General features: G+C 66.9%; 29 protein-coding genes. 12 read left to right on the forward strand and 17 right to left on the reverse strand.

Annotated elements, in window-relative coordinates; genetic code table 11:
- The first annotated feature begins 17 nt into the window (after positions 1–17).
- Genes nuoN through PCQ86_RS05440 form a run of 3 tightly spaced genes read left to right on the forward strand, consistent with a single transcriptional unit; the run spans position 18 to position 2,327 of the window.
- The gene (nuoN, locus tag PCQ86_RS05430; protein ID WP_015912620.1) at positions 18–1,511 is read left to right on the forward strand and encodes an NADH-quinone oxidoreductase subunit NuoN; all 1,494 of its coding nucleotides are present in this window, start codon (positions 18–20) and stop codon (positions 1,509–1,511) included.
- Positions 1,512–1,529: 18 nt separating this feature from the next.
- On the forward strand, positions 1,530–1,853 hold the full coding sequence (locus PCQ86_RS05435) for a DUF2818 family protein (RefSeq protein ID WP_015912621.1): 324 nt from the start codon (positions 1,530–1,532) through the stop codon (positions 1,851–1,853).
- A gap of 12 nt (positions 1,854–1,865) precedes the next feature.
- The gene (locus tag PCQ86_RS05440) at positions 1,866–2,327 is read left to right on the forward strand and encodes a DUF1178 family protein (protein ID WP_270175030.1); all 462 of its coding nucleotides are present in this window, start codon (positions 1,866–1,868) and stop codon (positions 2,325–2,327) included.
- Between the two features lie 51 nt (positions 2,328–2,378).
- Here the strand turns inward: PCQ86_RS05440 and PCQ86_RS05445 are convergent, their stop codons facing one another.
- Together PCQ86_RS05445 and PCQ86_RS05450 are read right to left on the reverse strand one after the other, a co-directional pair.
- Positions 2,379–4,181 (reverse strand): ABC transporter transmembrane domain-containing protein, encoded by a 1,803-nt coding sequence (locus PCQ86_RS05445; protein WP_270175031.1) that lies wholly within the window; start codon positions 4,179–4,181, stop codon positions 2,379–2,381.
- Positions 4,182–4,211: 30 nt separating this feature from the next.
- The gene (locus PCQ86_RS05450; protein WP_270175032.1) at positions 4,212–4,580 is read right to left on the reverse strand and encodes a hypothetical protein; all 369 of its coding nucleotides are present in this window, start codon (positions 4,578–4,580) and stop codon (positions 4,212–4,214) included.
- 48 nt (positions 4,581–4,628) lie between these two features.
- Here PCQ86_RS05450 and PCQ86_RS05455 point away from each other — a divergent pair, with 48 nt between their 5' ends.
- Together PCQ86_RS05455 and PCQ86_RS05460 are read left to right on the forward strand one after the other, a co-directional pair.
- Positions 4,629–5,285, forward strand: coding sequence for an ABC transporter ATP-binding protein (locus PCQ86_RS05455; protein WP_270175033.1), 657 nt, complete (start codon positions 4,629–4,631; stop codon positions 5,283–5,285).
- Positions 5,286–5,328: 43 nt separating this feature from the next.
- Entirely contained in the window at positions 5,329–5,958 is a 630-nt protein-coding gene (locus PCQ86_RS05460; RefSeq protein WP_270175034.1) for a LysE family translocator, read from the forward strand.
- Between the two features lie 64 nt (positions 5,959–6,022).
- On the opposite strand, the gene gdhA is transcribed toward PCQ86_RS05460, so the two are convergent.
- From gdhA to PCQ86_RS05475, 3 genes are all read right to left on the reverse strand, one after another.
- Complete coding sequence (gene gdhA, locus PCQ86_RS05465) at positions 6,023–7,366, reverse strand: NADP-specific glutamate dehydrogenase (RefSeq protein WP_088887479.1); 1,344 nt, start codon at positions 7,364–7,366, stop codon at positions 6,023–6,025.
- Positions 7,367–7,709: 343 nt separating this feature from the next.
- On the reverse strand, positions 7,710–9,680 hold the full coding sequence (mutL, locus tag PCQ86_RS05470; RefSeq protein WP_270175035.1) for a DNA mismatch repair endonuclease MutL: 1,971 nt from the start codon (positions 9,678–9,680) through the stop codon (positions 7,710–7,712).
- Positions 9,681–9,723: 43 nt separating this feature from the next.
- A complete protein-coding gene (locus PCQ86_RS05475; RefSeq protein ID WP_011804420.1) occupies positions 9,724–9,975 on the reverse strand; it encodes a glycine zipper domain-containing protein in 252 nt (83 codons plus the stop codon).
- A 213-nt stretch (positions 9,976–10,188) separates the two neighbouring features.
- On the opposite strand from PCQ86_RS05475, the gene PCQ86_RS05480 reads away from it, so the two are divergent.
- Positions 10,189–10,851 (forward strand): DedA family protein, encoded by a 663-nt coding sequence (locus tag PCQ86_RS05480; RefSeq protein ID WP_011804421.1) that lies wholly within the window; start codon positions 10,189–10,191, stop codon positions 10,849–10,851.
- A gap of 108 nt (positions 10,852–10,959) precedes the next feature.
- On the opposite strand, the gene PCQ86_RS05485 is transcribed toward PCQ86_RS05480, so the two are convergent.
- The 4 genes from PCQ86_RS05485 to tsaE form a co-directional block, all read right to left on the reverse strand.
- Positions 10,960–11,190 carry a glycine zipper domain-containing protein gene (locus PCQ86_RS05485; RefSeq protein ID WP_015912630.1) on the reverse strand — a complete coding sequence of 77 codons (231 nt, stop codon included), beginning with the start codon at positions 11,188–11,190 and terminating at the stop codon, positions 10,960–10,962.
- A 120-nt stretch (positions 11,191–11,310) separates the two neighbouring features.
- Positions 11,311–11,643: a cupin domain-containing protein gene (locus PCQ86_RS05490; protein WP_270175036.1), complete on the reverse strand. Its 333-nt coding sequence runs from the start codon at positions 11,641–11,643 to the stop codon at positions 11,311–11,313.
- Positions 11,644–11,677: 34 nt separating this feature from the next.
- The gene (locus PCQ86_RS05495) at positions 11,678–13,126 is read right to left on the reverse strand and encodes an N-acetylmuramoyl-L-alanine amidase (protein ID WP_011804424.1); all 1,449 of its coding nucleotides are present in this window, start codon (positions 13,124–13,126) and stop codon (positions 11,678–11,680) included.
- Positions 13,123–13,632 (reverse strand): tRNA (adenosine(37)-N6)-threonylcarbamoyltransferase complex ATPase subunit type 1 TsaE, encoded by a 510-nt coding sequence (tsaE, locus tag PCQ86_RS05500; RefSeq protein ID WP_270175037.1) that lies wholly within the window; start codon positions 13,630–13,632, stop codon positions 13,123–13,125. The genes PCQ86_RS05495 and tsaE overlap by 4 nt, the downstream gene beginning before the upstream one ends.
- Between tsaE and queG the strand changes: the two genes are divergently transcribed.
- The gene (gene queG, locus PCQ86_RS05505) at positions 13,615–14,700 is read left to right on the forward strand and encodes a tRNA epoxyqueuosine(34) reductase QueG (protein WP_047350037.1); all 1,086 of its coding nucleotides are present in this window, start codon (positions 13,615–13,617) and stop codon (positions 14,698–14,700) included. The genes tsaE and queG overlap by 18 nt on opposite strands.
- A 54-nt stretch (positions 14,701–14,754) precedes the next feature.
- Here the strand turns inward: queG and PCQ86_RS05510 are convergent, their stop codons facing one another.
- On the reverse strand, positions 14,755–15,672 hold the full coding sequence (locus PCQ86_RS05510; protein ID WP_011804426.1) for an AEC family transporter: 918 nt from the start codon (positions 15,670–15,672) through the stop codon (positions 14,755–14,757).
- 152 nt (positions 15,673–15,824) lie between these two features.
- Here PCQ86_RS05510 and PCQ86_RS05515 point away from each other — a divergent pair, with 152 nt between their 5' ends.
- From PCQ86_RS05515 to PCQ86_RS05525, 3 genes are all read left to right on the forward strand, one after another.
- Positions 15,825–16,787: a tripartite tricarboxylate transporter substrate binding protein BugE gene (locus PCQ86_RS05515; RefSeq protein WP_270175038.1), complete on the forward strand. Its 963-nt coding sequence runs from the start codon at positions 15,825–15,827 to the stop codon at positions 16,785–16,787.
- A 68-nt stretch (positions 16,788–16,855) separates the two neighbouring features.
- Positions 16,856–17,755: a site-specific tyrosine recombinase XerD gene (gene xerD, locus PCQ86_RS05520; RefSeq protein ID WP_220638627.1), complete on the forward strand. Its 900-nt coding sequence runs from the start codon at positions 16,856–16,858 to the stop codon at positions 17,753–17,755.
- A gap of 79 nt (positions 17,756–17,834) precedes the next feature.
- Positions 17,835–18,812 (forward strand): Bug family tripartite tricarboxylate transporter substrate binding protein, encoded by a 978-nt coding sequence (locus tag PCQ86_RS05525; RefSeq protein WP_252102226.1) that lies wholly within the window; start codon positions 17,835–17,837, stop codon positions 18,810–18,812.
- A gap of 50 nt (positions 18,813–18,862) precedes the next feature.
- Here the strand turns inward: PCQ86_RS05525 and PCQ86_RS05530 are convergent, their stop codons facing one another.
- From PCQ86_RS05530 to PCQ86_RS05540, 3 genes are all read right to left on the reverse strand, one after another.
- Entirely contained in the window at positions 18,863–20,158 is a 1,296-nt protein-coding gene (locus tag PCQ86_RS05530) for an EAL and HDOD domain-containing protein (protein ID WP_270175039.1), read from the reverse strand.
- Between the two features lie 50 nt (positions 20,159–20,208).
- Entirely contained in the window at positions 20,209–21,480 is a 1,272-nt protein-coding gene (locus PCQ86_RS05535) for an EAL and HDOD domain-containing protein (RefSeq protein WP_270175040.1), read from the reverse strand.
- A 147-nt stretch (positions 21,481–21,627) separates the two neighbouring features.
- On the reverse strand, positions 21,628–22,434 hold the full coding sequence (locus PCQ86_RS05540; RefSeq protein ID WP_252102229.1) for a ferritin-like domain-containing protein: 807 nt from the start codon (positions 22,432–22,434) through the stop codon (positions 21,628–21,630).
- A 49-nt stretch (positions 22,435–22,483) separates the two neighbouring features.
- On the opposite strand from PCQ86_RS05540, the gene PCQ86_RS05545 reads away from it, so the two are divergent.
- The gene (locus tag PCQ86_RS05545) at positions 22,484–23,008 is read left to right on the forward strand and encodes a gamma carbonic anhydrase family protein (protein ID WP_011804433.1); all 525 of its coding nucleotides are present in this window, start codon (positions 22,484–22,486) and stop codon (positions 23,006–23,008) included.
- 32 nt (positions 23,009–23,040) lie between these two features.
- Entirely contained in the window at positions 23,041–24,027 is a 987-nt protein-coding gene (gene hslO / locus PCQ86_RS05550) for an Hsp33 family molecular chaperone HslO (protein WP_088887469.1), read from the forward strand.
- 93 nt (positions 24,028–24,120) lie between these two features.
- Here the strand turns inward: hslO and PCQ86_RS05555 are convergent, their stop codons facing one another.
- From PCQ86_RS05555 to PCQ86_RS05570, 4 genes are all read right to left on the reverse strand, one after another.
- A complete protein-coding gene (locus tag PCQ86_RS05555) occupies positions 24,121–24,585 on the reverse strand; it encodes a hypothetical protein (protein WP_011804435.1) in 465 nt (154 codons plus the stop codon).
- On the reverse strand, positions 24,582–24,866 hold the full coding sequence (locus tag PCQ86_RS05560; RefSeq protein ID WP_011804436.1) for a septum formation initiator family protein: 285 nt from the start codon (positions 24,864–24,866) through the stop codon (positions 24,582–24,584). Before PCQ86_RS05560 ends, PCQ86_RS05555 begins: the two co-directional genes overlap by 4 nt.
- A gap of 26 nt (positions 24,867–24,892) precedes the next feature.
- A complete protein-coding gene (gene eno / locus PCQ86_RS05565) occupies positions 24,893–26,179 on the reverse strand; it encodes a phosphopyruvate hydratase (RefSeq protein ID WP_015912643.1) in 1,287 nt (428 codons plus the stop codon).
- Between the two features lie 83 nt (positions 26,180–26,262).
- Positions 26,263–26,553: a DUF1330 domain-containing protein gene (locus PCQ86_RS05570; RefSeq protein WP_103737324.1), complete on the reverse strand. Its 291-nt coding sequence runs from the start codon at positions 26,551–26,553 to the stop codon at positions 26,263–26,265.

Raw genomic sequence — 26,553 nt, forward strand, 5'->3', positions numbered from 1 at the left:
GAACCGAGAGATACGAGATGATTGACAACATCAGCTGGCTGGCGATTTATCCCGAAATCGTGCTGCTGGTCATGGCTTGCGTGATTGCCCTGGTGGACCTGGGCGTCAGCAGTGCGCGCCGCACGGGAACTTACGTGCTCACCATGCTCACCCTGGCGGTGGTGGCGGCGCTTCAGGCCATGTACGCCAGCAGTGGCAACACCTTCTATGCCTGGGGCAACATGGTGGTCAGCGATGCCATGGGCAATTGGCTCAAGTGCTTCGCGACCGTGGCCGTGATGGTCCTGCTCGTTTATGGCCGTCCCTATGCCGCGGACCGCGACATGTTGCGTGGTGGTGAGTTGTTCACGCTGACCATGCTCGCTCTGCTGGGGATGTTTGTGCTGATCTCGGCCAACAACTTCCTGCTGATCTATCTGGGCCTGGAACTGCTCACGCTCTCCAGCTATGCACTGGTGGCCCTGCGGCGCGACAACACCACGGCCACCGAGGCCGCGATGAAGTATTTCGTACTGGGTGCCATGGCCAGCGGCTTCCTGCTGTATGGCCTGTCCATGCTCTACGGCGCCACCGGTTCGCTGGACATCGGCCAGGTATTCAAGGCCATCAACGCGGGGCAGATCCGTCACCAGGTACTGGTGTTCGGCCTGGTGTTCGTGGTTGCCGGGCTGGCTTTCAAGATGGGCGTGGTCCCGTTCCATATGTGGGTGCCTGACGTGTACCAGGGCGCGCCCACGGCCGTGACGCTGTTCATCGGTAGCGCCCCCAAGCTGGCCGCGTTCGCCATGACCATTCGCCTGCTGGTGGACGGCCTGTTGCCGCTGGCCATCGACTGGCAGCAGATGCTCGCGGTACTGGCCATCGGGTCGCTGCTGGTGGGTAACCTTGCTGCGATCATGCAGACCAATCTCAAGCGCATGCTGGCGTACTCGACGATCTCGCAGATGGCATTCGTGCTACTGGGCCTGATGTCGGGTGTGGTGCATGGCAACGTGGACGCCACCGCTGTGGAGAACGCCTACAGCTCCGCCATGTTCTACGTGGTGACCTATGTGCTCACCACGTTGGCGGCCTTCGGTGTGATCCTGCTGTTGGCGCGCGAAGGTTTTGAAAGCGAAGAAATTTCCGACCTGGCCGGTCTGAACCAGCGCAGCCCGCTGTACGCAGGCGTGATGGCCGTGTGTCTGTTCTCGATGGCCGGCATTCCGCCGCTGGTCGGTTTCTATGCCAAGCTGGCCGTGCTGCAAGCGTTGGTCGCGTCCGGGCAGGTACTGCACATCGCCTTGGCGGTATTCGCCGTCATGATGTCGTTGATCGGCGCGTTCTACTACCTGCGCGTGGTGAAGGTGATGTACTTCGACGCACCATTGACTGCTACCAGCGTGTCCGCACCGTTGGACGTGCGTGTGGTGCTGACCATCAATGGCGCTCTGGTCCTGGTCCTGGGACTGCTGCCGGGTGGGCTGATGGCCCTGTGCGCCGATGCCATCGTGCGCGCCCTCGCCACCTGACCGGGCGCCGCGGCTGCCATGACCCAGACGGGGGCCATCTGGCTGGTAATTTTGGCCGCCCTTGTGGCGGCCAATCTCCCTTTCATCAATGACCGGTGGCTGGTCGTCGGCGCACGCGCCCGGGAAGGCAAACCCTTCTTCGTCCGCGCGCTGGAATTGGTGTTGCTGTACTTCCTGGTCGGTGGTCTGGCGTTGGCGCTCGAAAAACGGGCAGGGCAGATTGCGCCCCAGGGCTGGGAGTTCTACGCGGTCACCGGGGCGCTGTTCGTGACGCTGGCATTTCCGGGGTTCGTCTACCGCTACCTGATGCGTCGCCGCGACCGCAGTGCCGCCGAGGACTGATGAGGGTTGGCCTTGAAAGTACTCGACCTGCTGTGTTCGCTCGACCACACGTTTGAAGGCTGGTTTGCGAGTGAGGGCGACTTTCACAGCCAGCAGGCACGTGGCCTGGTGCAGTGTCCGATGTGCGGAGACTCGCAGGTGCGCAAGGGGGTCAGCGCTCCCCGGTTGAACCTGAGCACCGGGGCCTCCACATCGCGGGAAGCCACTGCGACGGCTCCCGCTCCCGTTCCGCCAGAGGGGGTATCCGCCGCCTTTCAGGCCGCATGGCTTGCCATGGCGCGCCGGGTCATGGCGCAGACCGAGGACGTGGGAGACCGCTTCGCATCCGAGGCACGCCGCATGCACTACGGCGAGACGGAAGAGCGCGGCATACGCGGCCAAGCGACGCCTCAGGAAACCGCCGAGCTGCTGAATGAGGGCATTGCGGTGCTGCCGCTGGCGTTGCCGCAGGCAGCGAAAGAGCCTCTGCACTAGGGTTCTGGCTCTGGCTGGCTCTAGCGCGTCGGCGCCGCCCCCACTTTCCCTTCAACGCGAGAACTGCAGCGCTGCCAAGCGGGCATAGACGCCGCCCTGGTGCAGCAAGTCCTCGTGCCGCCCCTGCTCGACGATGCTTCCATGGTCCATGACCACGATGCGGTCCGCATGCTGGACGGTGGCCAGCCGGTGGGCGATGACCAGGGTAATACGTTGGCGGGAATGCTGGCGAAGCGCGGTGTCCAGCGCAAGCTGCACGGCACGCTCGCTGTGCGCGTCCAGGGCGCTTGTGGCCTCGTCCAGGAGCAGTACGGGGGCGTTCTTGAGCAGCGCGCGGGCTATGGCAATGCGCTGGCGTTGGCCTCCTGAGACGCGCACGCCATGCTCGCCGAGAAAGGTGTCGTACCCCTGCGGCAGCGCGTCGATGAATTCATGGGCAAATGCGGCGCGTGCTGCCGCTTCCACGGCGTGTCGGCTCGCCTGCGGATCGCCATAGCGGATATTGTCCAGGGCCGATGCGGAAAAAATCTCGGCGTCTTGCGGAACCACGCCAATGTGGCTTCGCAGCACCTGCGGGTCCATGTCGCGCAAGTCCACGCCACCCAACGTGATGCGGCCCTCGCTCACGTCGTAGAAGCGTTGCAGCAATTGAAAGACGGTGGACTTGCCGGCGCCGCTGCTGCCCACCAACGCAACGGTTTCTCCTGGCAGCAGGCGCAGGTCGAAGTGGCGCAGCGCGGGTGGCACGGGGCGCGAGGGATAGGAGAAGCCTACGCCCGTGAACTCGATCGAAAGGTCTGTGGCCCGCGGCATGGCGGGCCGGGATGGTGCGGCAAGCGTGGGGCGTGTTGCGAGCAGTTCCATCAGCCGCTCCATCGCACCCGCGGCGCGCAACAGGTCGCCATAGACCTCGCCCAGCACGGCTACGGCACCCGCGAGAAACATCGCATAGAGAATGGTCTGCCCCAGTTGCCCGGCCGACAGCGTCCCTGCAAGGACCGCCTGGGCCCCGAGATACAACCCCCACAGCAACAGCGCGGCGCTGGCAATGATGATGAAGGCCATCAGCGCTGCACGGGCGCCGCTGCGGCGCAGGGCTGCACGCAGCGCACTCTCCGTAGCCGCCGCGAAGCGGGCGGCTTCCCGTGCTTCAGCCGTGTAGCTTTGCACCACGGGAATGGCGCCCAACACCTCTGCGGCGATGGCGCTGGCATCTGCCACGCGGTCCTGGCTTGCGCGTGACAGACGCCGTACACGCCGTCCGATCCACATCGACGGCAGCACGATGGCGACGATGGCCCCGAAGGCGAGCGCCATCACGTAGGGCGTGCTCCAGATCAGCATGCCCAGCGCCCCGGCGCCCAGCACGGCATTGCGCAGCCCCATGGACAGCGATGAGCCCACGACGGTCTGCACCAGTGTCGTGTCGGCCGTGAGGCGCGACAGCACTTCTCCCGTTTGCGTGGTTTCAAAGAACTCCGGGCTCTGCCGCAGCACGTGCGCGTAGACGGCGTTGCGCAGATCTGCCGTGACGCGTTCGCCCAGCCAGCTCATGAGGTAGTAGCGTGCGGCCGACGCCAATCCAAGTGCCACGGCGACCGCGAACAGCACTGCAAAGTGCGTGCGCAAGGCCGGTGCGCCGACGCCTTTTCCCCCGGGGGTGGCTGCGCTAATCGCGCCATCGATCAATTGACGCAGGGCCGTGGGAAAGGCCAGCGTTGCCAAGGCGGCGAGCAGCAGAAACGCCATCGCGCCAGCGAGGTGTATCCGGTAGGGACGCAGGAACGGCGCCAGTTCCCTCATCAGGTGGCGCATGTCCTGGGGTCTTTTCTGGGCGTTGGTGGACCTTGCCATGCGCCAGTGTAGGGCGTAAGAGTCGCTGGGTTACGTGGCGCCGAAGCGGTCCATGAACGCCGCTGCAAAGGCCGGGCCGCCACTGAGGGACAGCGTCAAGGTCACCCATGCCTGGGGCTGGGATTGTGGTCGTGGATGAATTTGCCGTTCGTGGATGTCGAACCCCAGCGCCAGCAAGGGCAACCCGTCGCGCTCGCACTGCAGGTCGTAGTCCCACAGTCCTCCCGTCTCGACCGGGCCGCGCAGAGCGCCGAACTCGGTGTGCGCCCAGTCCAGCAGCGCTGTAATCTCCGCCAGCAGCTCGGGCAGGCGTGCCGTGGGCACGCTGGCCACGGCATCCCAGGTGGCCGTGCCTTCCTCATCCTCGCTGTAGTCAAAATCCAGAAAATGCAAAGTCATGCGACAACCCAGCCCTGTGATGCGGGCGCTGTTTCCTCAGGAGAAATCATGCTGAAGTGCCCCGAGCCTATTGCATCCCCGCCCGCGTTGCGGGCCGACGGGATCTGCTTCGGCTTTGCGCAACGGCCCTTATTCCAGCATTGGAGCGCGGATTTTCCCGCAGGCCTGGTGCTGGTGCAGGGTGGGGATGGGGCGGGCAAGACCAGCCTGTTGCGCCTGATGGCCGGAGAGTGGACGCCGCAGGCCGGGCGGATGCTGCTGCATGGCACGAGCGCGACGCAGCATCCGGCGCAATACCGGGCACAGGTCTTTTGGCGCGACCCGCGTGCGCCGTGGCCGCAGGCGATGACGGCGCAGGACTGGGCCGCCGGGCAGCGCACGCTCCATGCGCGCTGGTCCGAGGAGGACTGGCGCGCCCACGCCGCGGGCTGGGGCATTGCCGGGCATTTGCACAAGGCCATGCACCAGCTTTCCGCAGGCAGCCAGCGCAAGGTGCTGATGGCCGGCGCACTGGCCAGCGGCGCCCCACTGACATTGCTGGATGAGCCGCTGGCCGGCCTGGACAAGGCGTCCATCACCTACCTGCTGCAGGCGCTGCAGCGGGAGGCAAGTGCACCCCGCACCCCTGGGCGCGTGTTGGTGGTGGCGCATTACGATGCGTTGGGCGATCTGCCCTGGCGCCACCGGGTGGTACTGCCGGAATAAACTGACGCACCTTTTTCCGCGCCCGCTGGCGCAAGGAGTTGTCGTGGAAGCCCTGCTGTTTGCCCCCGCCGCCGTTGCCATTGCGCTCACGCCCGGCCCCAACAATTTCTGCGGGCTCAACAACGGCATCCGCGCCGGTGTCGCAGCCGCGCTGATCGCGACCGTGGGGCGGGTGGCCGCATTCGCCATTTTCCTCAGTGTCTCGGCCGTGGGATTGGGGGCCATGCTGCTGGCTTCGGAGGCCGCCTTCACGGCCGTTAAATGGGCCGGCGCCGTTTATCTGTTCTGGATTGGCTGGCGCGCATGGCGCAGCCGGGAGTTCGGTGGCGCGGCGCTGGTCGAGGGAGATGAGGCACCCGCACCCGCGCACGCCTCGGTGCGCGCCCTGATGGCACAGGAGTTCCTGCTGGGCATCACCAACCCCAAGGCCATCATCCTCTTTGCGGCCGTCTTCCCGCAGTTCATCGATCCGGCACAGCCCGCGGCGCGGCAGTTCCTGGTACTGGGCAGCATCTACCTGATGGCGGAATTCGTGGCCACAGCGGTGTATGCCACGTGCGGGCGGCAGATCCGCCGCGTGATTCGCACGCAGCGCGGCGTGGTGCGGCTGAACCGTGCCACAGGTGGCTTCTTCATGGGAGCTGGCGGCTTGTTGCTGACGGCCAACCGCTAAAAAAAAGCCGGCCCAGGGGCCGGCTTGCGCGGTGTGCCGCAGGCGCGGGGCCTGCGCAGGGGTATCAGACCACGCCTTGCGCCAGCATGGCGTCGGCCACCTTCACGAAGCCAGCCACGTTGGCACCGTTGATGTAGCTCACGCTGCCATCGGCGCGCTTGCCGTATTGCAGGCAGGCGGCGTGGATGCCCTGCATGATCTGGAGCAGGCGCGCATCCACTTCGTCGCGGGTCCACGACAGGCGCATGGCGTTCTGGCTCATTTCCAGGCCCGAGGTGGCCACGCCACCGGCGTTGCTGGCCTTGCCCGGTGCGTACAGCACGCCCGCCTGCTCGAACAGTTTGGCTGCCTCGTTGGTCGAGGGCATGTTGGCGCCTTCGGCCACGCACAGCACGCCGTTCTTGATGAGGGTGCGGGCGTCGTTTTCGTCCAGCTCGTTTTGCGTGGCGCAGGGCAGGGCCACGTCCACCTTGACATGCCAGGGACGCACGCCGGCTTCGAACTTCACGCCGGTACGCGCGGCGTAGTCGCTCACGCGGCCGTAATGGTGGTTCTTCACGTCCATCAGGATGGCCAGCTTCTCGGGGGTGAAGCCGTCTTCGTCGATGATGGTGCCGCTGGAGTCCGACACGGTGATGACCTTGGCACCGAGTTGCATGGCCTTTTCCACGGCGTACTGGGCCACGTTGCCCGAGCCGGACACGGACACGCGCAGGCCGTCGAAGCTGCGGCCGCGGGTCTTGAGCATCTCGTCGGCGAAGTACACCGTGCCGTAGCCGGTGGCCTCGGGGCGGATCAGCGAGCCGCCGAAGGCCAGACCCTTGCCCGTGAACACGCTGGCGGCGTTGTTGGCCAGCTTCTTGTACATGCCCGCCATGAAGCCGACCTCACGGCCACCCACGCCGATATCACCCGCAGGCACGTCGGTGTCGGGACCCACGTGGCGGAACAGCTCCGTCACGAAGGCCTGGCAAAAGCGCATGACTTCGGCCGGGCTCTTGCCCTTGGGGTCGAAGTCCGAGCCACCCTTGCCGCCGCCCATGGGCAGCGTGGTCAGCGCGTTCTTGAAGGTCTGCTCGAAGGCCAGGAACTTCAGCACCGACAGGTTGACCGAGGGGTGAAAGCGCAGGCCGCCCTTGTAAGGGCCGATCGCCATGCTGTGCTGGATGCGGTAGCCGCGGTTGATATGCACATTGCCGTGATCGTCGAACCAGGACACGCGGAACATCACCACCCGCTCGGGCTCCACCAGGCGCTCCAGCAGGCCTTGCTCGGCATAGCGCGGATTCTTTTCGATGAATGGCCACAGGCTTTCCATGACCTCGGTCACGGCTTGCAGGTATTCGGGCTGGCCGGGGTTGCGCTGTGCAACCTGTTCAAGGAAATGGCCCACGGATTGGTGCTTCATAAGGACTTTCTGCTCAAGGGAAATTTAGCGATGCGGCAATGCAGCATCGAATTATGTCAAAAAGACATGTGGTTATGCACCATTTTGGATTTGATGCCTCGCAATGGGACAGGTTTTCGGGGTTGTCGCGCGTTGTTGGTGCGTTTTCTTGCGCGCTTTTGGTGCGAAGTCGGCGGCGAATGCCCTGTTGCGCGGGATTGCGCAACGGTTTGACAGGGGCACGGCTGCGCCGCCCTGGGCACCGCCAAAGCAGCGCTGGCAGTGCAAGGCAGTCGAGGGAGAAAGGTAGGGGAGAAAGGAATGCCGCTGGGTGGTAGCGGCGTGAGAGGGTGTGTGGATGCGCTCAGCGCCCGCGCAGGAACAGCGCGTCCAGCTCTTTCATGCTGAGCTGGCGCCAGGTGGGGCGGCCGTGGTTGCACTGGTCGGAGCGATCGGTGACTTCCATCTGGCGCAGCAGGGCGTTCATCTCGTCCAGCGTCAGCCGGCGATTGGCCCGCACGGCGCCATGGCAGGCCATGGTGGCAAGGATCTCGCTCTGCGCGCGCTGCACCACGGTGCTGGCGTCATGGGTGGCCAGCTCAGCCAGCACGCTGCGCGCCAGCTCCACGGGGTTGCCCTGGGCCAGCGTGGTGGGCACGGCGCGCACGGCCAGGGTGCGCGGCGAGAACGGCACGACCTCCAGTCCCAGCAGGGCCAACGTGTCGGCATGCGCCTCGGCGGTCGCCACCTCTTCGGGGGTGGCGGCAAAGGTGGCGGGGATGAGCAGTGGCTGGCTGGCGATGCGTGCACCTTGGTCCACCTGGGCCTTGAGCCGCTCGTACACGATGCGTTCGTGCGCCGCATGCATGTCCACCACCACCAAGCCCTGCGCGCTTTCGGCCAGGATATACACGCCATGGACCTGCGCCAAGGCGCGGCCCAGCGGCCACGTGTGTCCATCCTCGACGTGCGCAGTCGCCATATCGACGGCAGCCAGTGGAGCCGCGCTGGCGGGCGAGAAGGACGGCGCCGTGGGCGTGCCTGGAGCGACCGGTGCCATGGCGGTGGTTGCCGGCATACCGGGCGGTGGCGCAGCCGTGGATGTGCCCCAGAGTGCTTGTAAGTCAGAGACCTTGTGGCCTGCGCGTTCTTCAAATTTGATAGCTGCTTGCGCTTGCCAATAGGACGGTTGAGCTTGATTTTTATCCGCATCACCCACGGGTGGCGCGGCAGGTGCTACAGAAGTTGAAGCGGCAGCCGCCAGCGCCTGCGCGCGCGGCGCCGCCAGAGCGTTCTCCACCGCGTGGCGCACGGCCTGGTGCACCTCCCGGCTGTCGCGAAAGCGCACCTCGATCTTGGTCGGGTGCACGTTCACGTCCACACGCTGTGGGTCGATCTGTACGTACAGCGCGTATACCGGCTGCTTGTGGCCGTGCAGCACGTCCTCGTAGGCGCTGCGCGCAGCGTGCGTGAGCACCTTGTCGCGCACGAAGCGGCCGTTCACGTAGCAGAACTGCTGGTCTGCACGCGAACGGGCGGCATCGGGCAGCCCGGCGCGGCCCGTCACCGTGACCGCGCCCAGGCGCAGGTGCACGGGTACGGAGTCGCGAATGAAGTCCTCGCCCAGCACGTCGCTCAGGCGCTGCTGCAGGGCCTGCTGGCGTTTGCCCTCGTCCGCAGTGGCAGCGGGAGCCAGTGTGGCGCGCCACTGCTCCACCAGCTTGCCTTCGTGCCAGATGGCAAAGCCCACATCGGGCCGCGCCAGCGCATGGCGGCGCACGGCCTCGATGCAGTGGGCGAGCTCGGTTGCGTCGGTCTTGAGGAACTTGCGCCGCGCGGGGGTGGAGAAGAACAACTCCTTGACCTCCACGGTCGTGCCACGGCTGCGTGCCGCGGGGCGCAGTTCGCCGCTGCGCGCATCCAGCAGAAAGGCGCTGGCCTGCTGAGCGGTGCGCGACAGCAGCGCCATCTCGGACACCGACGCGATGGCGGCCAGCGCCTCGCCGCGAAAACCCATGGTGGCGACCGATTCCAGGTCGTGCAGGTTGGTGATCTTGCTCGTGGCGTGGCGGCGCAGGGCCACCGGCAGCTCATCCTGCGGGATGCCGCTGCCGTCGTCCTCCACGGCGATCAGGCGCACGCCGCCGGCCAGCAGGCGCACGGTGATCTGGGTGGCGCCCGCATCCAGGGCGTTGTCCACCAGCTCGCGCACGGCAGAGGCGGGGCGCTCCACCACTTCGCCCGCCGCGATCTGGCTGATGAGCTCGTCGGGCAGGTCGCGAATGGGGCGCCGGGGCGCGGGGGCGAGGGCGGTGTCGGAAGGCTGTGCGGTCACGCGGGGATTTTAGGTGGCGATGCGACCGCGGGTGCTGTAAGGGTCAGTGGCGGTGGCGGTAGCCGCGGTCGTTGTTGCGGCCGACCTCGTTACCGATCAGCGCGCCGGCAGCGGCGCCGCCCACGGTACCCAGCGTGGAGCCGAACACCGCGCTGCCCACCAGGCCGCCGGCCACGGCGCCGACGCCCGTGCCGATCTGTGCGTTGCTGGGCCGGTGGGCGCAGCCGCCCAGTGCAAGGGCGCCCGTGAGCAGTGCGGCAGTGGCGATCAGGCGGCTGTGGCGGAGGACGGTCATGGCGGTTCCTTTCGGGAAAATGGTCTTGTAATGAGGTGCGGCGCGGTGCGCACGCCGTGGGTGCACTATGGCGCGGCCGTGTGAAGTGTGCCCCGCGGTTTGTTTGCCAATTGCCAACAAGTGTGAGCAATTGCCAATGGTGGTGTGGTGCAACCAGGGGCATTGGGGGCGCGGGTACATTACGGCGCACTTCGCCAACGGGAGGTTTGTGTTTTGGAAGTCTTTGCGTTCCTGATCGATTTCATCCTGCATGTGGACAAGCATCTCGCCGCCTTCGTGGCCAGCTATGGCCCCTGGGTGTACGCGCTGCTGTTCATCATCGTGTTCGTGGAGACGGGCGTGGTGGTCATGCCCTTTCTGCCGGGTGACTCGCTGCTGTTCGTGGTGGGGGCGCTCAGCGGTGCAGGGTTGATGAACTTCCCGCTGGCCTGCGCGGTTCTGCTGGCTGCGGCGATCCTGGGCGACCAGTGCAACTACAGCATCGGGCGCTATTTCGGACCCAAGGTATTCCAGTGGGAAAGCTCGCGCTGGTTCAACAAGAAGGCCTTCGACCAGGCCCATGCGTTCTATGAGCGCTATGGCGGCATCACCATCGTGCTGGCGCGCTTCATGCCCTTCATCCGCACGTTCGCTCCCTTCGTGGGCGGCGTGGCGGCCATGGGGCGGGGCAAGTTCACGGCCTACAACATCGGTGGTGCGGTACTGTGGGTCGTGGGCATCTGCACGGCGGGGTACTTCTTTGGAAACATGGCCTGGGTGCAGCGGCATCTGGACAAGATCATCTGGGCCATGATCTTCATCCCCGGCCTGATTGCCATCTTTGGCGCATGGCGCGCCGGGCGCAAGGCACAGGGAACTGCGGTTGCTATTGAATAGATAGCTAGTCGCGCTTACTAGAAACGCGTTAAGGCCATATTCCATATAAAACGCCACCGCCTCGCGAGAGGGGTGGCGTTCTGCATGGTGAGGCTCTCAGGCGGGCCGTCAACGGCGGCGATCGCGGTCCCGGTCCTCACCCAATTCGTGGCCGATCAGCGCGCCAGCGGCGGCGCCGCCAATGGTGGCGGCCGTGCCGCCCACGGCGCTACCGAGTGCGCCGCCAGCCACGGCGCCGACACCGGTGCCGATCTGGGCGTTGGTGGGATTGGACGAGCAGCCCACCAGGCCCAGGGCGGCTGCGCAGGCGGCGGCGGAGAGAAGGTGGCGGTATTGCATGGTGGCTCCTTATGGTCAACAGACCCCGGTGTAGGGCCGTGACTCAACTGTCACCCCGCCGGCCCGGCGCCGGTGTAGGCCCGTCTTGCCGGCGCGTGTAGGACGCGGCGGCCCTCGGCCCTACCCCGGCGCGAGACAGATCGTCACCAGCAGCGAGGCGTCCTGCATCGCCCGCAGCACATGCGGAATGCGCGGCACCAGGTGCAGGAAGTCGCCTTCGCGCAGGGTATGCGACTGCGCGCCCGCCTGGAAAAGCACCTCGCCCTCCAGGCACAGCAGCGTGACCTCGCCCGGCGCGTCGTGCTGGTGCTGCTCTTTACCGGCAGGCAGCACGACACAGATTACTTCCAGCTGAGCGGCCTTGATGAGGGCGCTGGTGGGGGTGTCGCGCAGGCGCGACCCCAGGTGCCCGAGGTTCACTACTTCGCAGGACTGGGCGTGGGGCAGTGCCATGGCGGTCTCCTGGCCGCCGGCACGGCCGCGCTGCTCAGACGGTGCGGCTGCGCGCCAGCGGCGGGTTTTTCGCGAAGTATCGGACGATGCCGCGCATCAGCGCGTCGGCCAATTGCTCTTGATACGCGGCGGACCGCAGCTTGGACTCTTCCTCGGGGTTGCTGATGAAGGCCGTCTCCACCAGCACGCTGGGAATGTCGGGCGCCTTGAGCACGGCAAAGCCTGCCTGCTCCACGCGCGGCTTGTGCAGCTTGGCCATGCCACCGATCTCGCCCAGCAGCACGCTGCCGAGCTTCAGGCTGTCGTTGATCTGCGCCGTGGTGCTCATGTCCAGCAGCGCGCGCTGCACATGGCGGTCCTGCTGGGCGCCCAGGTTCACGCCGCCGATCAGGTCGGCCTCGTTCTCCTTGTTGGCCAGCCAGCGCGCGGCCGAGCTGGACGCGCCGCCCTGGCTCAGCGCGAACACGCTGGCGCCGCGTGCCGACGGGGTGGTGAAGGCGTCGGCGTGGATGGACACGAACAGGTCTGCCTGCACGCGCCGCGCCTTGTCCACGCGCGCCGCCAGCGGGACGAAGAAGTCACCGTCGCGCGTGAGAAAGGCGCGCATGGGATTGCCGCCCACCTGCGTGGCATTGATGCGGTCGCGCAGCAGGTGCGCCACTTTCAGCACCACGTCCTTTTCGCGCGTGCCGCGCGGGCCGATGGCGCCCGGGTCTTCGCCGCCGTGGCCGGGGTCCAGCGCGATGATGATGAGGCGGTCGGTGGAATACGCCGCGCGGGCCGTCGTAGGCGGGGTGGCGGGCGCGGCAGGGCGTGCCGGGGCGGCGGGTGCCGGCGCCACGGGTGCGGTTGCCACCGCCGTGCCCGGCACGGGCAGGGCAGGGGGCATGGCCTGCGGTGCGGAATGCCGTGCGATCAGGTCACCCAGAGGGTCCGTCAATGGGGTGACTGCCATGGCGCGCCCCGTACCCGCGCTGCCGGGCAGCGGCGCGGTGGCGTCGCGCAGCCGCTCGGCGATCAGTGCCTCCAGCGGGTCGGGCGGCTGCGCGGGATACAGGTCGAACACCAGCCGGTGCTGGTACGCGGCCACGGGCTGCAGCGTGAAGACCTGCGGCCGCGCCGCCTGCTTCAGGTCCACCACCAGGCGCACCACGCCGGGCGCGTTCTGGCCCACGCGGATGCCGGCGATGTTGGGATCGTCTGCGCGCACCTTGGCGACCAATTCGCGCAGCGAGGGGTTGAGGTCGATACCCTCGATGTCCACGGCCAGGCGCGGCGGCGTGTCCACGAAGGTCTGGCGGGCCGTGAGCGCGCGGTCCGATTCGATGGTCACCCGTGAATAGTCGGGCGCGGGCCAGACACGCACCGCGACGATGGTGGCGCCGCGTGCGATCTGTTGCGTGCCCAGCAGCAGCACCAGGCTACCCGCGCGCAGCAGGGTGCGGCGGCTGTGAAGGGGGGAAGGGCGGCGGGCATCGCTCATGGGGTGTCCAGTCCTTGCAGTATGGCGCTGCCATGGGGCGTGTGGGCTCGCAGCGTCACGTGCCGGGCTGAATCATCCTCCGCTTCAATGTGAATAGCAATATCCGCAGGCGGGATGAGGGTTCCTGCATGGCCAGGCCACTCGGCCAGCTTCAGGCCGGGGCTGGCGAAGATGTCGCGAAAGCCTGCGTCTTCCCACTCGCGCGGGTCGCTGAAGCGGTAGAAGTCGAAGTGCCAGATGTTCAGTCCTGGTGCCTGGTGCGGCTCGACCACGGCGTAGGTGGGGCTCTTGACGCGCCCCTGCACGCCCAGGGCGCGCAGCAGGTGGCGCACCAGCGTGGTCTTGCCTGCACCCAGGTCGCCATGCAGGGCGATGAAGGCATTGCGCAGGCCGGGCTGCGCGGCCAGGCGCACGGCGAAGCGCGCCGTGTCGTCCTCGTCCTTCCATTGCAGCGACAGGCAGTGCGGCGTTTTTACAATCGGGTGTTGATGGTGTGCAGCAGTCAACTCGTTCCTCAAATACAAGGCTGGGCCCGCGAGCTGGGATTTTCCCAAATCAAGGTGGCCGGCGTGGACTTGTCCTCCGCCGAGCCCGGATTGATGCAATGGCTGGCCCAAGGGTTCCATGGCGAGATGCATTACATGGCTGCGCATGGCTTGAAGCGTGCGCGCCCGGCGGAACTGGTGCCCGGCACCGTGAGCGTGATCACTGCGCGCATGGACTACCTGCCGCGCGCGATGGCGCTGGAAGCCTCCGAGGGCTGGCAGGCCATTGAACTTGGCCGGCTGGCGCGACCCACCGAGGCGGTGGTTTCCGTCTACGCCCGGGGACGCGACTACCACAAGGTGCTGCGCGCGCGGCTGCAAAAGCTCAGCGACCGTGTCGCCGAGGCAGTAGGGCCCTTTGGCCACCGCGTGTTCACCGACTCGGCGCCGGTGCTGGAGGCCGAGCTTGCGCGCCGCAGCGGCCAGGGTTGGCGCGGCAAGCACACACTGGTGCTGAGCCGCGAGGCCGGCTCGATGTTCTTTCTGGGCGAGATCTATGTGGATATGCCCCTTGAACCCACCGAGCCCGTCACGCACCACTGCGGCAGTTGCCAGGCATGTATCGACGTCTGCCCCACGCAGGCCATCATCGCGCCGTACCGCCTGGATGCGCGCCGCTGCATCTCCTACCTCACCATCGAGCACGCCGGGCCCATTCCGCTGGAGTTGCGCCCGCTCATGGGCAACCGCATCTATGGCTGCGACGATTGCCAGCTCATCTGCCCGTGGAACAAGTTTGCGCAGACCAGCAGCCTTCCCGATTTCGATGTGCGCGCGGGGCTGGTGGGGCAGCAGCTCGTGCATCTGTTTACGTGGGACGAGGAGACCTTCCTGCGCATGACCGAGGGCGGCCCGATCCGTCGCATCGGCCATGAGCGCTGGCTGCGCAACATCGCCGTGGCGCTGGGCAATGCGTTGCGCGCGACCCGCGACCCTGTCGTTCGCGCCGCGCTGGCTGCGCGCGCCAATGACCCGAGCCCGCTTGTGCGCGAGCATGTGGCCTGGGCGCTGGCACAGGAAAATGAATAAAAATGGCCTGAAACGCTTGCAGAACAAGCGCGAGTAGCTATTAATTAAATAGCGTCAACGCAACAAGCCCAGCGCGAAGGGCAGGCTCACCACCCCCAGCACGGTGGACAGCGTGACCAGGCCTGCGACATACGCGCCGTTGTAGCCCATGCGTGCGGCGAGTACATAGCAGGTGGATGCGGTGGACACGGCGCAGAACGCCATCAGCACCGAGGTCTGTATGGCGTCCAGCCCCAGCAGATGCGCGAACCCCCAGGCGATCAGCGGCTGCGCGAGGTGGCGAATGGTCAACACCGACACGGACAGCAGCTTGCTGCGCGTGAGCAGGCCGAACTGCATGCCCGCGCCCGCCGCCATGAGCCCCAGCGCCAGCGACGCGGCGCTGATGCGACCCACCGTGGGCTCCAGCCACGGCGGGATGCGAAAGCCCAGCAGGTTGGCCGCCAGCCCCGTCGCCGTGGCGATGATCAGCGGGTTGCGCAGCAGTTCGCGCACGAAGCCCTGCTGGCCGCCGCGCGCCATGGGCCACACGGCGGCCACGTTCAGCAGCGGTACGCACACGCCAATCAGCACCGCCACCATGAGCAAGCCCTGCGCACCCGCCAGGCGCTCGGCCAGGGCCAGCACGATGAAGGAGTTGAAACGGAAGGCCACCTGCGCCGCCGCTGCGTGGTCGCGCCGGTCGATGTGCCTGCCCAGCCAGGGCAGGTGCGGCAGGCTGTAGGCCAGTACCACGCCGCACAGGCCCGTGCCCACGCCAGCCACCACCAGGCCGGTGGCCTCGCCCACGTTGATGGGGCTCTTGACGATGGACTGGAACAGCAACACCGGGAACAGCAGGTAATACACCAGGCTTTCCACCGGCTGCCAGACGGAGCGGTTGAGGGGCGTGTAGCGGCACAGCAGGTAGCCGAACAGGATCAGCGAGAAATCCGGGAGAAGAAGCTGCACGTAACTCACGGCGCGCAGCATACCGTGGCGCTGTAGGCCGGCGGCGCGAATCATTGGGGAAACTCCCAACAAATCAGCGCGGCGCCCGCGGTGATCAAAGCGGCATGGCACCGTAGGATCGCCGCCTACCCCCTGTTTTTTCCACCAAACACAATTTGATGAGGAGATTTCGCATGCAACGTCGCAACCTGCTGGCTTTGGCGCTGGCGGCCACCGCGGGCACCGCCTTCGCCCAGGGCTACCCCAACAAGCCCGTCAAGCTGCTGGTGCCCTTCGCGCCCGGCGGCACCACCGACATCATCGCCCGCGTGATCGCCGACCCACTGTCGCGCGCGCTCGGCCAGTCGGTGGTGGTGGAGAACCGGGGCGGCGGCGGCGGCGTGATTGGCGCGCAGGAAACGGCGCGCGCAGCGCCCGATGGGTACAACCTGGGCGTGGCCACCGTGTCCACCACGGCGACCAATCCGGCCATCAACTCCAAGATCCCGTACAACCCGATCACGGACTTCACGCCCATCATCAACATCGCGGCCACGCCCAACATCATCGCGGTGCATCCCAGCTTCCCGGCCAAGGACTACAAGTCCTTCCTGGCGGAGATCCAGAAGAACCCCGGCAAGTACTCGTACGCGTCCTCGGGCACAGGCGGCATCGGCCACCTGCTGATGGAGCTGTACAAGAGCCTCACCAACAGCTTCGTCACGCATATTCCCTACCGCGGCGCGGGTCCGGCACTCAACGACACCGTGGCGGGTCAGGTGCCCATCATCTTCGACAACCTGCCCTCGGCGCTGCCCTTCATCAAGAGCGGCAAGCTCGTGCCCATCGTGGTGTCCGCGCCGCAGCGCGTGGCGGCACTGCCCAATGTGCCCACCTTCAAGGAAGTGGGTCTGGAGCCGGTGAACCGCATGGCCTACTACGGCATTCTGGGTCCCAAGAACCTGCCCAAGGAGGTGGTGGACAAGATCAACGGCGGCGTGAAGAAGGCGCTCGAAGATGCCGCCGTGCGCAAGCGCATCGAGGACACCGGCTCGATCATCGTCGCCAACACGCCCGAGCAGTTCGCCGAGCAGATCAAGGCCGAGTTCGGCGTGTACAAGCAGGTGGTGCAAAAGCAGAAGCTCACGCTGGAATAAGCGCGCCCCCAGCCCTCTGAAAAACGCCCGCCTGCCGCGGGCGTTTTTTTGATGCTATGGTTTTCGCCATGTTGCCCGACAGCCAGAACGCCATAGACCCCTTCATCGACGCCCTTTGGCTGGAGGACGGCCTGTCGCGCAACACGCTGGCCGCCTACCGCCGGGACCTCACGCTGTATGCCCAATGGCTGGCGCAGCAGAACCCTCCGCTGGCGCTGGATGCCACGGCCGAGCACCACCTGCAGGGCTACTTCGCTGCCCGCCACGCGCAAACGCGCGCCACGTCGGCCAACCGCCGCCTCACCGTGCTGCGGCGCTACTTTCACTGGGCATTGCGCGAGCGGCGCATCGAAGCCGATCCCACAGTGCGCCTGCAGGCCGCGCGCCAGCCGCTGCGCGTGCCCAAGACGCTGACGCAGGCGCAGGTGGAGGCCCTGCTGCATGCGCCGGACGATGCCACGCCGCTGGGCCTGCGCGACCGCACCATGTTGGAGCTGATGTACGCGAGCGGCCTGCGCGTGAGCGAGCTGGTCACGCTGAAAACCTTCCACCTGGGGCTGGCCGAAGGCGTGCTGCGCGTCATGGGCAAGGGCGGCAAGGAGCGGCTGGTGCCCTTTGGCGAAGAGGCGCACCGCTGGCTGCAGCGCTACCTGGCCGAGGGGCGTGGCGCCATCCTGGGCGGGCAGCAAACGGATGACCTGTTCGTCACGCAGCGCGGCGCGGCCATGTCGCGCGTGATGTTCTGGGTCATCGTCAAGAAATGCGCGCAGGCTGCAGGCATCACCGCGCCGCTGTCGCCCCACACGCTGCGCCATGCCTTTGCCACGCACCTGTTGAACCACGGTGCGGACCTGCGCGTGGTGCAACTGCTGCTGGGCCACGCCGACATTTCCACCACCACCATCTACACCCACGTGGCGCGCGAGCGGCTGAAGGCGTTGCATGCGCAGCACCATCCGCGCGGTTGAAGGGGCATGGCGCGGAGTGCCGGCGGACAGTGGCAAACGGGTGAAAAATCGCGCTCTTTCTTGAAACTCTGGAGTTGCAATGACAGATTCCGTGCGCCGTCGCGTGCTGGCCTCCCTCGCGCTGGCTGCCGCGCTGCCTCTGGGCGCGCAGGCCCAGACTTGGCCCGCCAAGCCCATCCGCATCATCGTGGCCTATCCCGCGGGCGGCGTCAGCGACGTGGTCGCCCGCGCGTTGGGCGACAAACTGTCCGAACGCCTGGGCACGGCCGTGGTGGTGGAGAACAAGGCCGGCGCGGGCGGCACCATCGGCATGGATGCGGTGGCCAAGGCGGCGCCGGATGGTTACACGCTGGGCTTCTCGGCGATCAGCCCGCTGGTGCTCAACCCGCACCTGGGCACGCCGCCGTACGACGCAACGCGCGACATCGTGCCCGTGGCCAGCGTGATGTACTCGCCCGTGCTGTTGTTGGGCACGCAGGCCGCCAAGGAGCGTGACTTCCGCAGCCTGCTGGCGACCGCCAAGGCGCAGCCGGGCCAGGTGCGATGGGCCACATCGGGGCTGGCGTCGCTGGGCCACATCATGCTGGAACACATCATGCAGGGCAGCGGCGTGCAGATCACGCACGTGCCCTACAAGGGCGGCGGGCAACAACTGAACGATGCGCTTTCGGGTCAGTTCGAGGTGCTGTCCACCAACGCCGGCCCGGCCGTGATGCAGCAGATCAAGGCGGGCAAGCTGCACCCGCTGGCCGTGGGTGCGCCCGCGCGGCTGACCACCCTGCCGAACGTGCCCACGCTGGGCGAACTGGGCCTGCCCGCGGCCAACCTGAATTCGGTGTTCGGCATGTTCGCGCCAGCGGGCGTGCCGGCCGCGGTGCTGGAGCGCTTGAATGCCGAGATCAACCGTGCGCTGGCGCTGCCCGACATCCAGGCGCGCCTGGAGGCTTCGGACAACGTGCCCACGGGCGGCAGCGCCGAGGCATTTCGCCGGCAGATCGCGGCGGAGTCGCAGAGCAATGCGCGCATCATCCGCGCCGCCAACATCCGCCTGAACTGACGGCTGCCCCGTGCGCGCGCCGGCCGGCCCGCGCACAGGGGGCATCGGGTTTATTCGTCGGCCGTCAGGCTCTCGGCCCAGGCCAGTGCCTGCAGGTGGGCCCAGTTGACCTGGCGGTTGGACAGGTGCAGCGCTTCGGCCGTGCGCGCGAAAGCCTCGTCGTCACCGCTTTCGCAGGCCTTGGTGAGCTCCAGGAAGGGGGCGAACACGCCCTTGTTGTGCAGCAGTGCGTCAAGCACCGGCTGGGGCAGGGCCACCGTTTCCAGGGCGTGCTCCAGCGGCACGCCCAGCATCGCATCCAGCAGCGAGAAGACCCCCACCACGAAGGCGTTGTCGCATTCCTCGGGGGGCAGCAGCTCGGCGGCCAGCAGTTCCATGAGGCGGCCGCGCACCACGGCCGTCTGGCCCACGGCGGGCGGCGAGCCGCTGGCGCGCGAGGTCGTCATCAACAGCGCCGCCCAGCGGAACAGCTTCTTCAGGCCCAGGATCATCACCGCGTGACGGAACGAGGTCACCTCGCACGACAGGCCGAAGCCCGAGGAATTGATGAAACGCAGCAGGTTGAAGGACAGCGTGGGGTCCTTCTTGAGCAGTTCCTCGATTTCTCCGGTGCTGGCCTGCTGGCGCACCAGGTTGATGAGCTGGATGATGGTCGCCTGCGAGGGTCGGATGGTTTGCGCCTTGACCAGCGAGGGCTGTGCGAACCAGTAGCCCTGGAACAGCTTCACGCCCAGCGAAGCCATGCGCTGGTACTGTTCGGCCGTTTCTACCTTCTCGGCCACCAGGGTGGCCTGCGAGTGGGCCTGGGCGAACTTCACGAGCGGCTCGGCGAGCTCCGGCTTGAAGGCCTGCATGTCCAGCTTGATGAACGAGGCCAGAGGCACCCAGCTGCTGTAGGCGCGCCGCAGCACGTCCTGGTTGAAGGCCAGCCGAAAGCCGCGCGCGCGCACCGCTTGCAGCGTGGGGATGTACTGCTCGATCTGCTCGGCCGTGGCCTGGGCGCCGAGCGTGGGTACTTCCAGCACCACTTTTTCAGGGTGGATCAGCTCCAGGTGTCCGCCGGCCAGGCTGTCATGCGTGCAATTGATGAAGACGGTTTTCTTGCCCACCAGCGCCTCGGAGCCCGCATACGACAGCGCGTTGAACAGCAGCGCCGCATCGCTGGCGGCGGTGTGCGCGTCCGCGGCGGTGGACCGGTCGAACAGTTCGTAGCCAAAGACGGTGCGCTGTTCGTCCAGGATGGCCTGTCGTGCGATGACGACCTGGTTCTGCGCCTCGGTGGCCTCGGGTGACGGCTGGGCGGAATCGGCGGGGAGCTGTGCGGCGGTGTCTGGAAGGCTCGACATGGATGGCGTGGGAAGTTCGTTGGATTCTAGGAGGTCGGCGCGGCAGTGGCTCAGGCGGGCGCCATCTGGTCCGCCCAGGCCAGGGCTTGCAAGTGGGCCCAGTTGATCTGCTGGTTCGTCAGGTGGAGCGATTGGGCGATCTGGTCGAAGGTGTGGTCGTCGCTGGTCTCGCAGGCTTCGGCGAGCGTCAGCAGTTGTCCGTACACGTTGCTGCGTTGTAGCAGGGCAGTGGACAGCTCTTCGGGCAGGTTGAGCAGCCCCACGGCGGAGGCCAGCGGCATGCCGAGCATCTGGTCCAGCATGGAGAAGATGCCGATCACGAACGCCTGGTCGGCTTCTTCGGCGGGCAGAAATTCCTGGGCCAGCAGTTCCATGAGGCGGCCGCGCACCACGGCCGTCTGCCCCACGGCCGGGGGCGTACCGCCGCTGCGCACCGCCGTGAGCAGCAGGGCGGCCCAGCGGAACAGCTTCTTGAGTCCCAGCAGCAGCACCGCCTGGCGAAAGGAGGTGATCTCGCGCGTCATGCCCAGCCCCGCGGAGTTGATCAGGCGCATCAGGTTGAAGGCCAGCCCAGCATCCTTTTTGAGGACCTCTTCGATCTCGTCGGTACTGGCCTGGCTGCGCACCAGGTTGAGCAGCTGCACGATGCTCGCCTGGCCGGGGGTGAGCAGTTTGGCCTCCACCAGCGTGGGGCGCGAGAACCAGTAGCCCTGGAACATTTCCACGCCCATGGACGACACCATGTCGTACTGTTGCGCAGTTTCGAGCTTTTCCGCGATCAGTTCGGCCTGGGAATGGCGCCCCGCGTAGTTGATCAGCACCGCGAGCTGGTCGCGCGCAAGCACCGACATGTCGAGTTTGATGTAGTCGGCCAGCGGCAGCCAGGGCGCGTAGGTGGATTCCAGCACCGTGTGATTGAAGGCGAGGTGAAAGCCCCGGCTGCGCAGCGCCTGCAGGATGGGAAGCCGCGCATGCACCTCGGCTGCGGCCACGTGGCCCAGCGGAGGGATCTCCAGCACCACCTTGTCGGGGTTCACCAGTTCCAGGTGCCCGCCCGTCAGGCTTTCGTGGGTGCAGTTCACGAAAATCAGCATCTTGCCCATCAGCTCTTCGGTGCCCGCATGCGACAGCGCGGTGAAGACCAGGATCACGTCGCTGGCGGCCGTGTGGCCGACGGTGGAGCGCGAGCGGTTGAAGAGTTCGTAGCCGACGACCGCCTGCTGGCCGTTCATGATGGCCTGCCGGGCGATCATGGAGCCGGTGCTGCCAGCCTGGGAGGCGCCGGCCGCCGAGGGAGAAGCGGGAGGTGTGGAGTTCGTCATGGAATGCCTGGGCGTGTGCGGAATACCGGGCGATGCGGATGCCCGCCGCAGGCGCGAGGGCTGGCGGCAGCGGCGTGGCGTATCGCTGCTGGCATTGTAGGGAAGAACCCCCGATGGCTCGGGGATGGCAGTGCGGCTGGAGGCGATTCAGCCGTGCTGCAGCCAGCGCATCTCCGCCTCGCTGAAACCGGCGGCGCGGCGTGCCGCCTCGTTCAGCGGCGGCTTCGGGCGGGGGGCTTCGTAACGCTGGACCAGCGCGGCGTAGTGCGCCACGGGGTCCAGTCCGGCGCGCGTGCACAGCCAGCCGTACCAGTGGTTGCCGATGGCCACGTGGCCCACTTCCTCGCGCAGGATGGTGTCCAGGATCGCCACGGCGGCCAGCGCGTCCGGTGTACCGACCTGGCGCAGTTTGTGCTGGATCAGCGGCGTGGCGTCCAGTCCGCGCGCCTCCAGGGTGCGCGGCACCAGGGCCATGCGCGCCACGATGTCGTCGGCCGTCTTCTCGCACATGCCCCACAGGCCCTGGTGCGCGGGAAAGTCGCCATAGTCATGGTGCAGTTGCCGGCGCAGGTGGTCACGCAGCAGGCGAAAGTGCTTCGCCTCCTCGGCCGCCACGCGCAGCCAGTCGCGGTAGAACGTCTCGGGCATGCCGGCAAAGCGCCAGATGGCGTCCAGCGCGAGGTTGATGGCGTTGAACTCGATATGGGCGATGGCGTGGATCAGCACCGCGCGCCCCTCGGGCGTGGCGGGCGAGCGGCGTGCCACGGCGGTGTGGTGCAGCAGCTGCGGCCGCGCGGGGCGGCCGGGCAGGGTGTCGGCGGGCGGGGCGGTGAGACGCATTTCCGTCGCTATTGAAATGCGAGCTGCTTGCGTATACATATCCAGCGCTGCGGCCGATTTTTCTTCAGGGTCGCAGAGGCGCAAGACCTCCAGGGCACGTTGGCGAAGCTCCATCCCTACAATTCTAGGTTCCCCCTACACAAACAACGGAGACAGACAAGCGATGGCGATCTATGAACTCGACGGCGTGGCGCCGCAGGTGGCCGCATCGGCCTGGGTGGCCGACAGTGGCCAGGTGATGGGCGACGTGGTGCTGGGCGAGGACGCCAGCGTATGGTTCGGCACCGTGGTGCGTGGCGACACGGCGCGCATCACCATCGGCGCGGGCACCAACGTGCAGGACGCGAGCGTGCTGCACGCCGACATCGGCCAGCCGCTGGTGATCGGTGAGCGCGTCACCGTGGGCCACCAGGTCATGCTGCATGGCTGCACCGTCGGGGATGAATCACTGATCGGCATTGGCGCCATCGTGCTCAACGGCGCGAAGATCGGCCGCAACTGCCTGGTGGGTGCAGGCTCGCTGGTCACCGAAGGCAAGGAATTTCCCGACGGATCGATGATCCTGGGCAGTCCGGCCAAGGTGGTGCGCCAGCTCACACCCGAGCAGATCGAAGGGCTGCGCCAGAGTGCGCGGCATTACATGGAAAACGCGCGCCGCTTCAAGGCGGGTCTGCGCAAGCTGGGGTAATAGCCCGGCCGTTGATTGACTGGAAATACTGCGTGTCCGAACTGCACAAGTTTTTGTTTGATGGCCTGCCCGTGCGCGGCATGATCGTGCGCCTGACCGACGCCTGGACAGAGTTGCTGCGCCGCCGCGCGGCCAACACCGAAACGGGGCCATACCCGGCGCCCGTGAGCGAGCTGTTGGGTGAGATGGCCGCCGCCGGCGTGCTGATGCAGTCGAACATCAAGTTCAACGGCGCGCTGGTGCTGCAGGTCTTTGGTGACGGCCCGGTCAAGCTGGCCGTGGCCGAGGTGCAGTCCGACCTGAGCCTGCGCGCCACCGCGTCGGTGTCGGGCGAACTGCCCGCGAACGCGGGCCTGCCGGACATGGTGAACGTGGGCGGCGGCGGGCGCTGCGCCATCACGCTGGACCCCAAGGACCGTCTGCCCGGCCAGCAGCCCTACCAGGGTGTGGTGCCGCTGTATGGCGACCACCAGGAAAAGCTGCACAAGCTCAGCGACGTGCTGCAGCATTACATGCTGCAGTCCGAGCAGCTCGATACCACGCTGGTGCTGGCTGCCAACGACCAGGTGGCCGCGGGCGTGCTGATCCAGCGCATGCCCCTGAAGGGCGAGGCCAACCTGGCCGGCGGCCATGGGCGCGAGGACGAGGACCAGATCGGCCGCAACGAGGACTACAACCGTATCGCCACGCTGGCGAGCAGCCTCACGCGTGAGGAGCTGCTCACGCTGGACGTGGACACCATCCTGCGCCGCTTGTTCTGGGAGGAAAAACTGCTGCGCTTTGCGCCTCAGCAGGGCGATAGCGGCCCGCGCTTCGCGTGCTCCTGCAGCCGCGAGCGTGTGGGCAACATGCTGCGCAGCCTGGGCACGGAAGAGGTCGAGAGCATCCTGGAGGAGCGTGGCAACATCGAGGTGGGCTGCGAATACTGCGGCCAGCAGTACCACTTCGACCCGGTGGATGCCGCGCAGCTGTTCACCGATCCGCACAAGCAGCCGCCCGCGCCGTCGCGCATGCAGTGATCCAGGCGGCCGCTCTGGGCGGCTTTTGCGAGCCAGCCTTGCGCGCCGCGGCGCTGCAGGTGGTCGCGCTTCAACGAGCGTGAAGCGTCCGCCTCACGCCTCTGCACCCAGGCCGCGCAGCGCGGTGAACAGCCGGTGCTCGCACTGGGGCTCCACGCATTCTTCGCAACCCCAAGCGCGCAGCCGAGGACGGCTGGGTTCAGGTTTCAATTCGACTTCTGCGCTTGATGGGAAAGCGCGAGTAGCTATTAAATCAATAGCGTGCAGTGCATTGCGAAGTTGCGCCGCTGGCGGCCCGTACAGCACCTGGTAGGCCGTGCCGGCCTGAGCCAGCGCGGCGCGCAGTTGCAGCTCGTGTGCATCGGGAAGGTCCAGTGCGCACAGCAGCGTGAGGTCCGCCGGCAGGGCTGGCAGATCGGGGCCGGCCGCCGCGACTGCGAGCGCGGGACAGTGCTGAGCGATGCCGTCGCGTAAGGCGGTGCAGGCGGGCGCGTGCGCACCCAGGATCGCGATGCGCACCGCCGCAGCGCCGGGCACGGGGCCGGGCGAGAGGCTCACTTGCGGGCCGGGGTGACGTGCACGTAGATCTCGCCAGGCTTGACCATGCCCAGTTCGCTGCGCGCCTTTTCCTCGACCATCTCCAGGCCGTCCTTCAGGTCCTGCACTTCGGCGGCCAGGCGCTCATTGGCCTGGCGCGCCTGCGCATTCGCCGCCTGCTGGGCGGCGATCTGCCGGCGCATGTCCTCTACATGGCCGACACTGCCGCGCCCGGTCCACAGCTGCGCGTGGATCCCCACGAGGAGCAGCAGCAGGGCGAGCGGAACGATGCGTGTGCCCATGGCGGGGCGCAGCGGCGCGGGTGGGCTTAGCGCAGGTTGTAGAACGCGGCGCGGCCGGGATAGAAGGCGATGTCGCCCAGGTCTTCTTCGATGCGCAACAGCTGGTTGTACTTGGCGATGCGGTCGGAGCGCGAGAGCGAGCCGGTCTTGATCTGGCCGGCGTTGGTGCCCACGGCGATGTCGGCGATCGTCGAGTCCTCGGTCTCGCCCGAGCGGTGGCTGATCACGGCGGTGTAGCCGGCGCGCTTGGCCATCTCGATGGCGGCGAAGGTCTCGGTCAACGTGCCGATCTGGTTGATCTTGATGAGGATCGAATTGGCGATGCGCTTGTCGATGCCTTCCTTCAGGATCTTGGTGTTGGTCACGAACAGGTCGTCGCCTACCAACTGCACGTTCTGGCCCAGGCGCTCGGTCAGGGTCTTCCAGCCGTCCCAGTCGCCCTCGGCCATGCCGTCTTCGATGGAGATGATGGGGTACTTGTCGCACCAGGTGGCGAGCATGTCGGTCCACTGCTGGGCGGTCAGGCGCAGGCCGCCTTCGCCTTCCAGGACGTACTGGCCGTCCTTGTAGAACTCGCTGGCGGCGCAGTCCAGGCCCAGGGCGATCTGCTCGCCCGCGGTGTAGCCGGCGGCCTCAATCGCCTGCAGGATCAGCTGGATGGCGGCTTCGTGGTTTTCCACGGAAGGCGCAAAACCGCCTTCGTCGCCCACGGCGGTGCTCATGCCCTTGTCGTGGATGATCTTCTTGAGCGCGTGGAACACCTCGGCGCCCCAGCGCACGGCCTCGCGGAAGCTCGGTGCGCCCACGGGGATGATCATGAACTCCTGCAGGTCCAGGCTGTTGTTGGCGTGCGCGCCGCCGTTGATGACGTTCATCATCGGCACGGGCAGCTGCATGCCGCCCATGCCGCCGAGGTAGCGGTACAGGGGCAGGCCGGACTCTTCGGCGGCGGCGCGGGCCACGGCCATGGAGACGGCCAGCATGGCGTTGGCGCCCAGGCGGCTCTTGTTGTCGGTGCCGTCCAGGTCGATCAGGGTCTTGTCCAGGAAGGCCTGCTCGGAGGCGTCCAGGCCCAGTACGGCCTCGCTGATCTCGGTGTTGATGTGCTCCACGGCCTTGAGCACGCCCTTGCCCAGGTAGCGGGCCTTGTCGCCGTCGCGCAGCTCGATGGCTTCGCGCGAGCCGGTGGACGCGCCCGAGGGCACGGCCGCGCGGCCCATCACGCCCGATTCCAGCAGCACGTCGCATTCGACGGTGGGATTGCCGCGGCTGTCCAGCACTTCGCGGCCTACGATGTCAACGATGGCACTCATGGGTTTCCTTTTGCGGGAGTTTTTAATCAAATTGGCCGCTAGCGCTTTTCCATCAAGCGCTGGCAGCTATCAAATGGGTAGCGTCAAAGGCCTTCGACGCACACCAGCCGCATGATGGCCGCGCCCTCGCGCGCCGCACGGGCCTTGCCGTATTCGGGCGAATGGTAGAACGCCTTGGCCGCCTCGAAGCTGGGGAACTTGGCGATCACCACACGCTCGGGCTGCCAGTCGCCCTCCATCACCTCCACCTGGCCGCCACGCACGCAGATCTCGGCGTTGTGCGCCGCGAAGGCGGCGGTGGACCACTTCTTGTATTCCTCGTACTGCGCGGGGTTGGTCACGCGGACGTTGGCGATGATGTAGCCGCTGGGCAT

This window comes from Diaphorobacter sp. ED-3, assembly GCF_027625375.1.
In the GTDB taxonomy this organism is placed as follows: Bacteria; Pseudomonadota; Gammaproteobacteria; order Burkholderiales; family Burkholderiaceae_C; genus Diaphorobacter; species Diaphorobacter nitroreducens.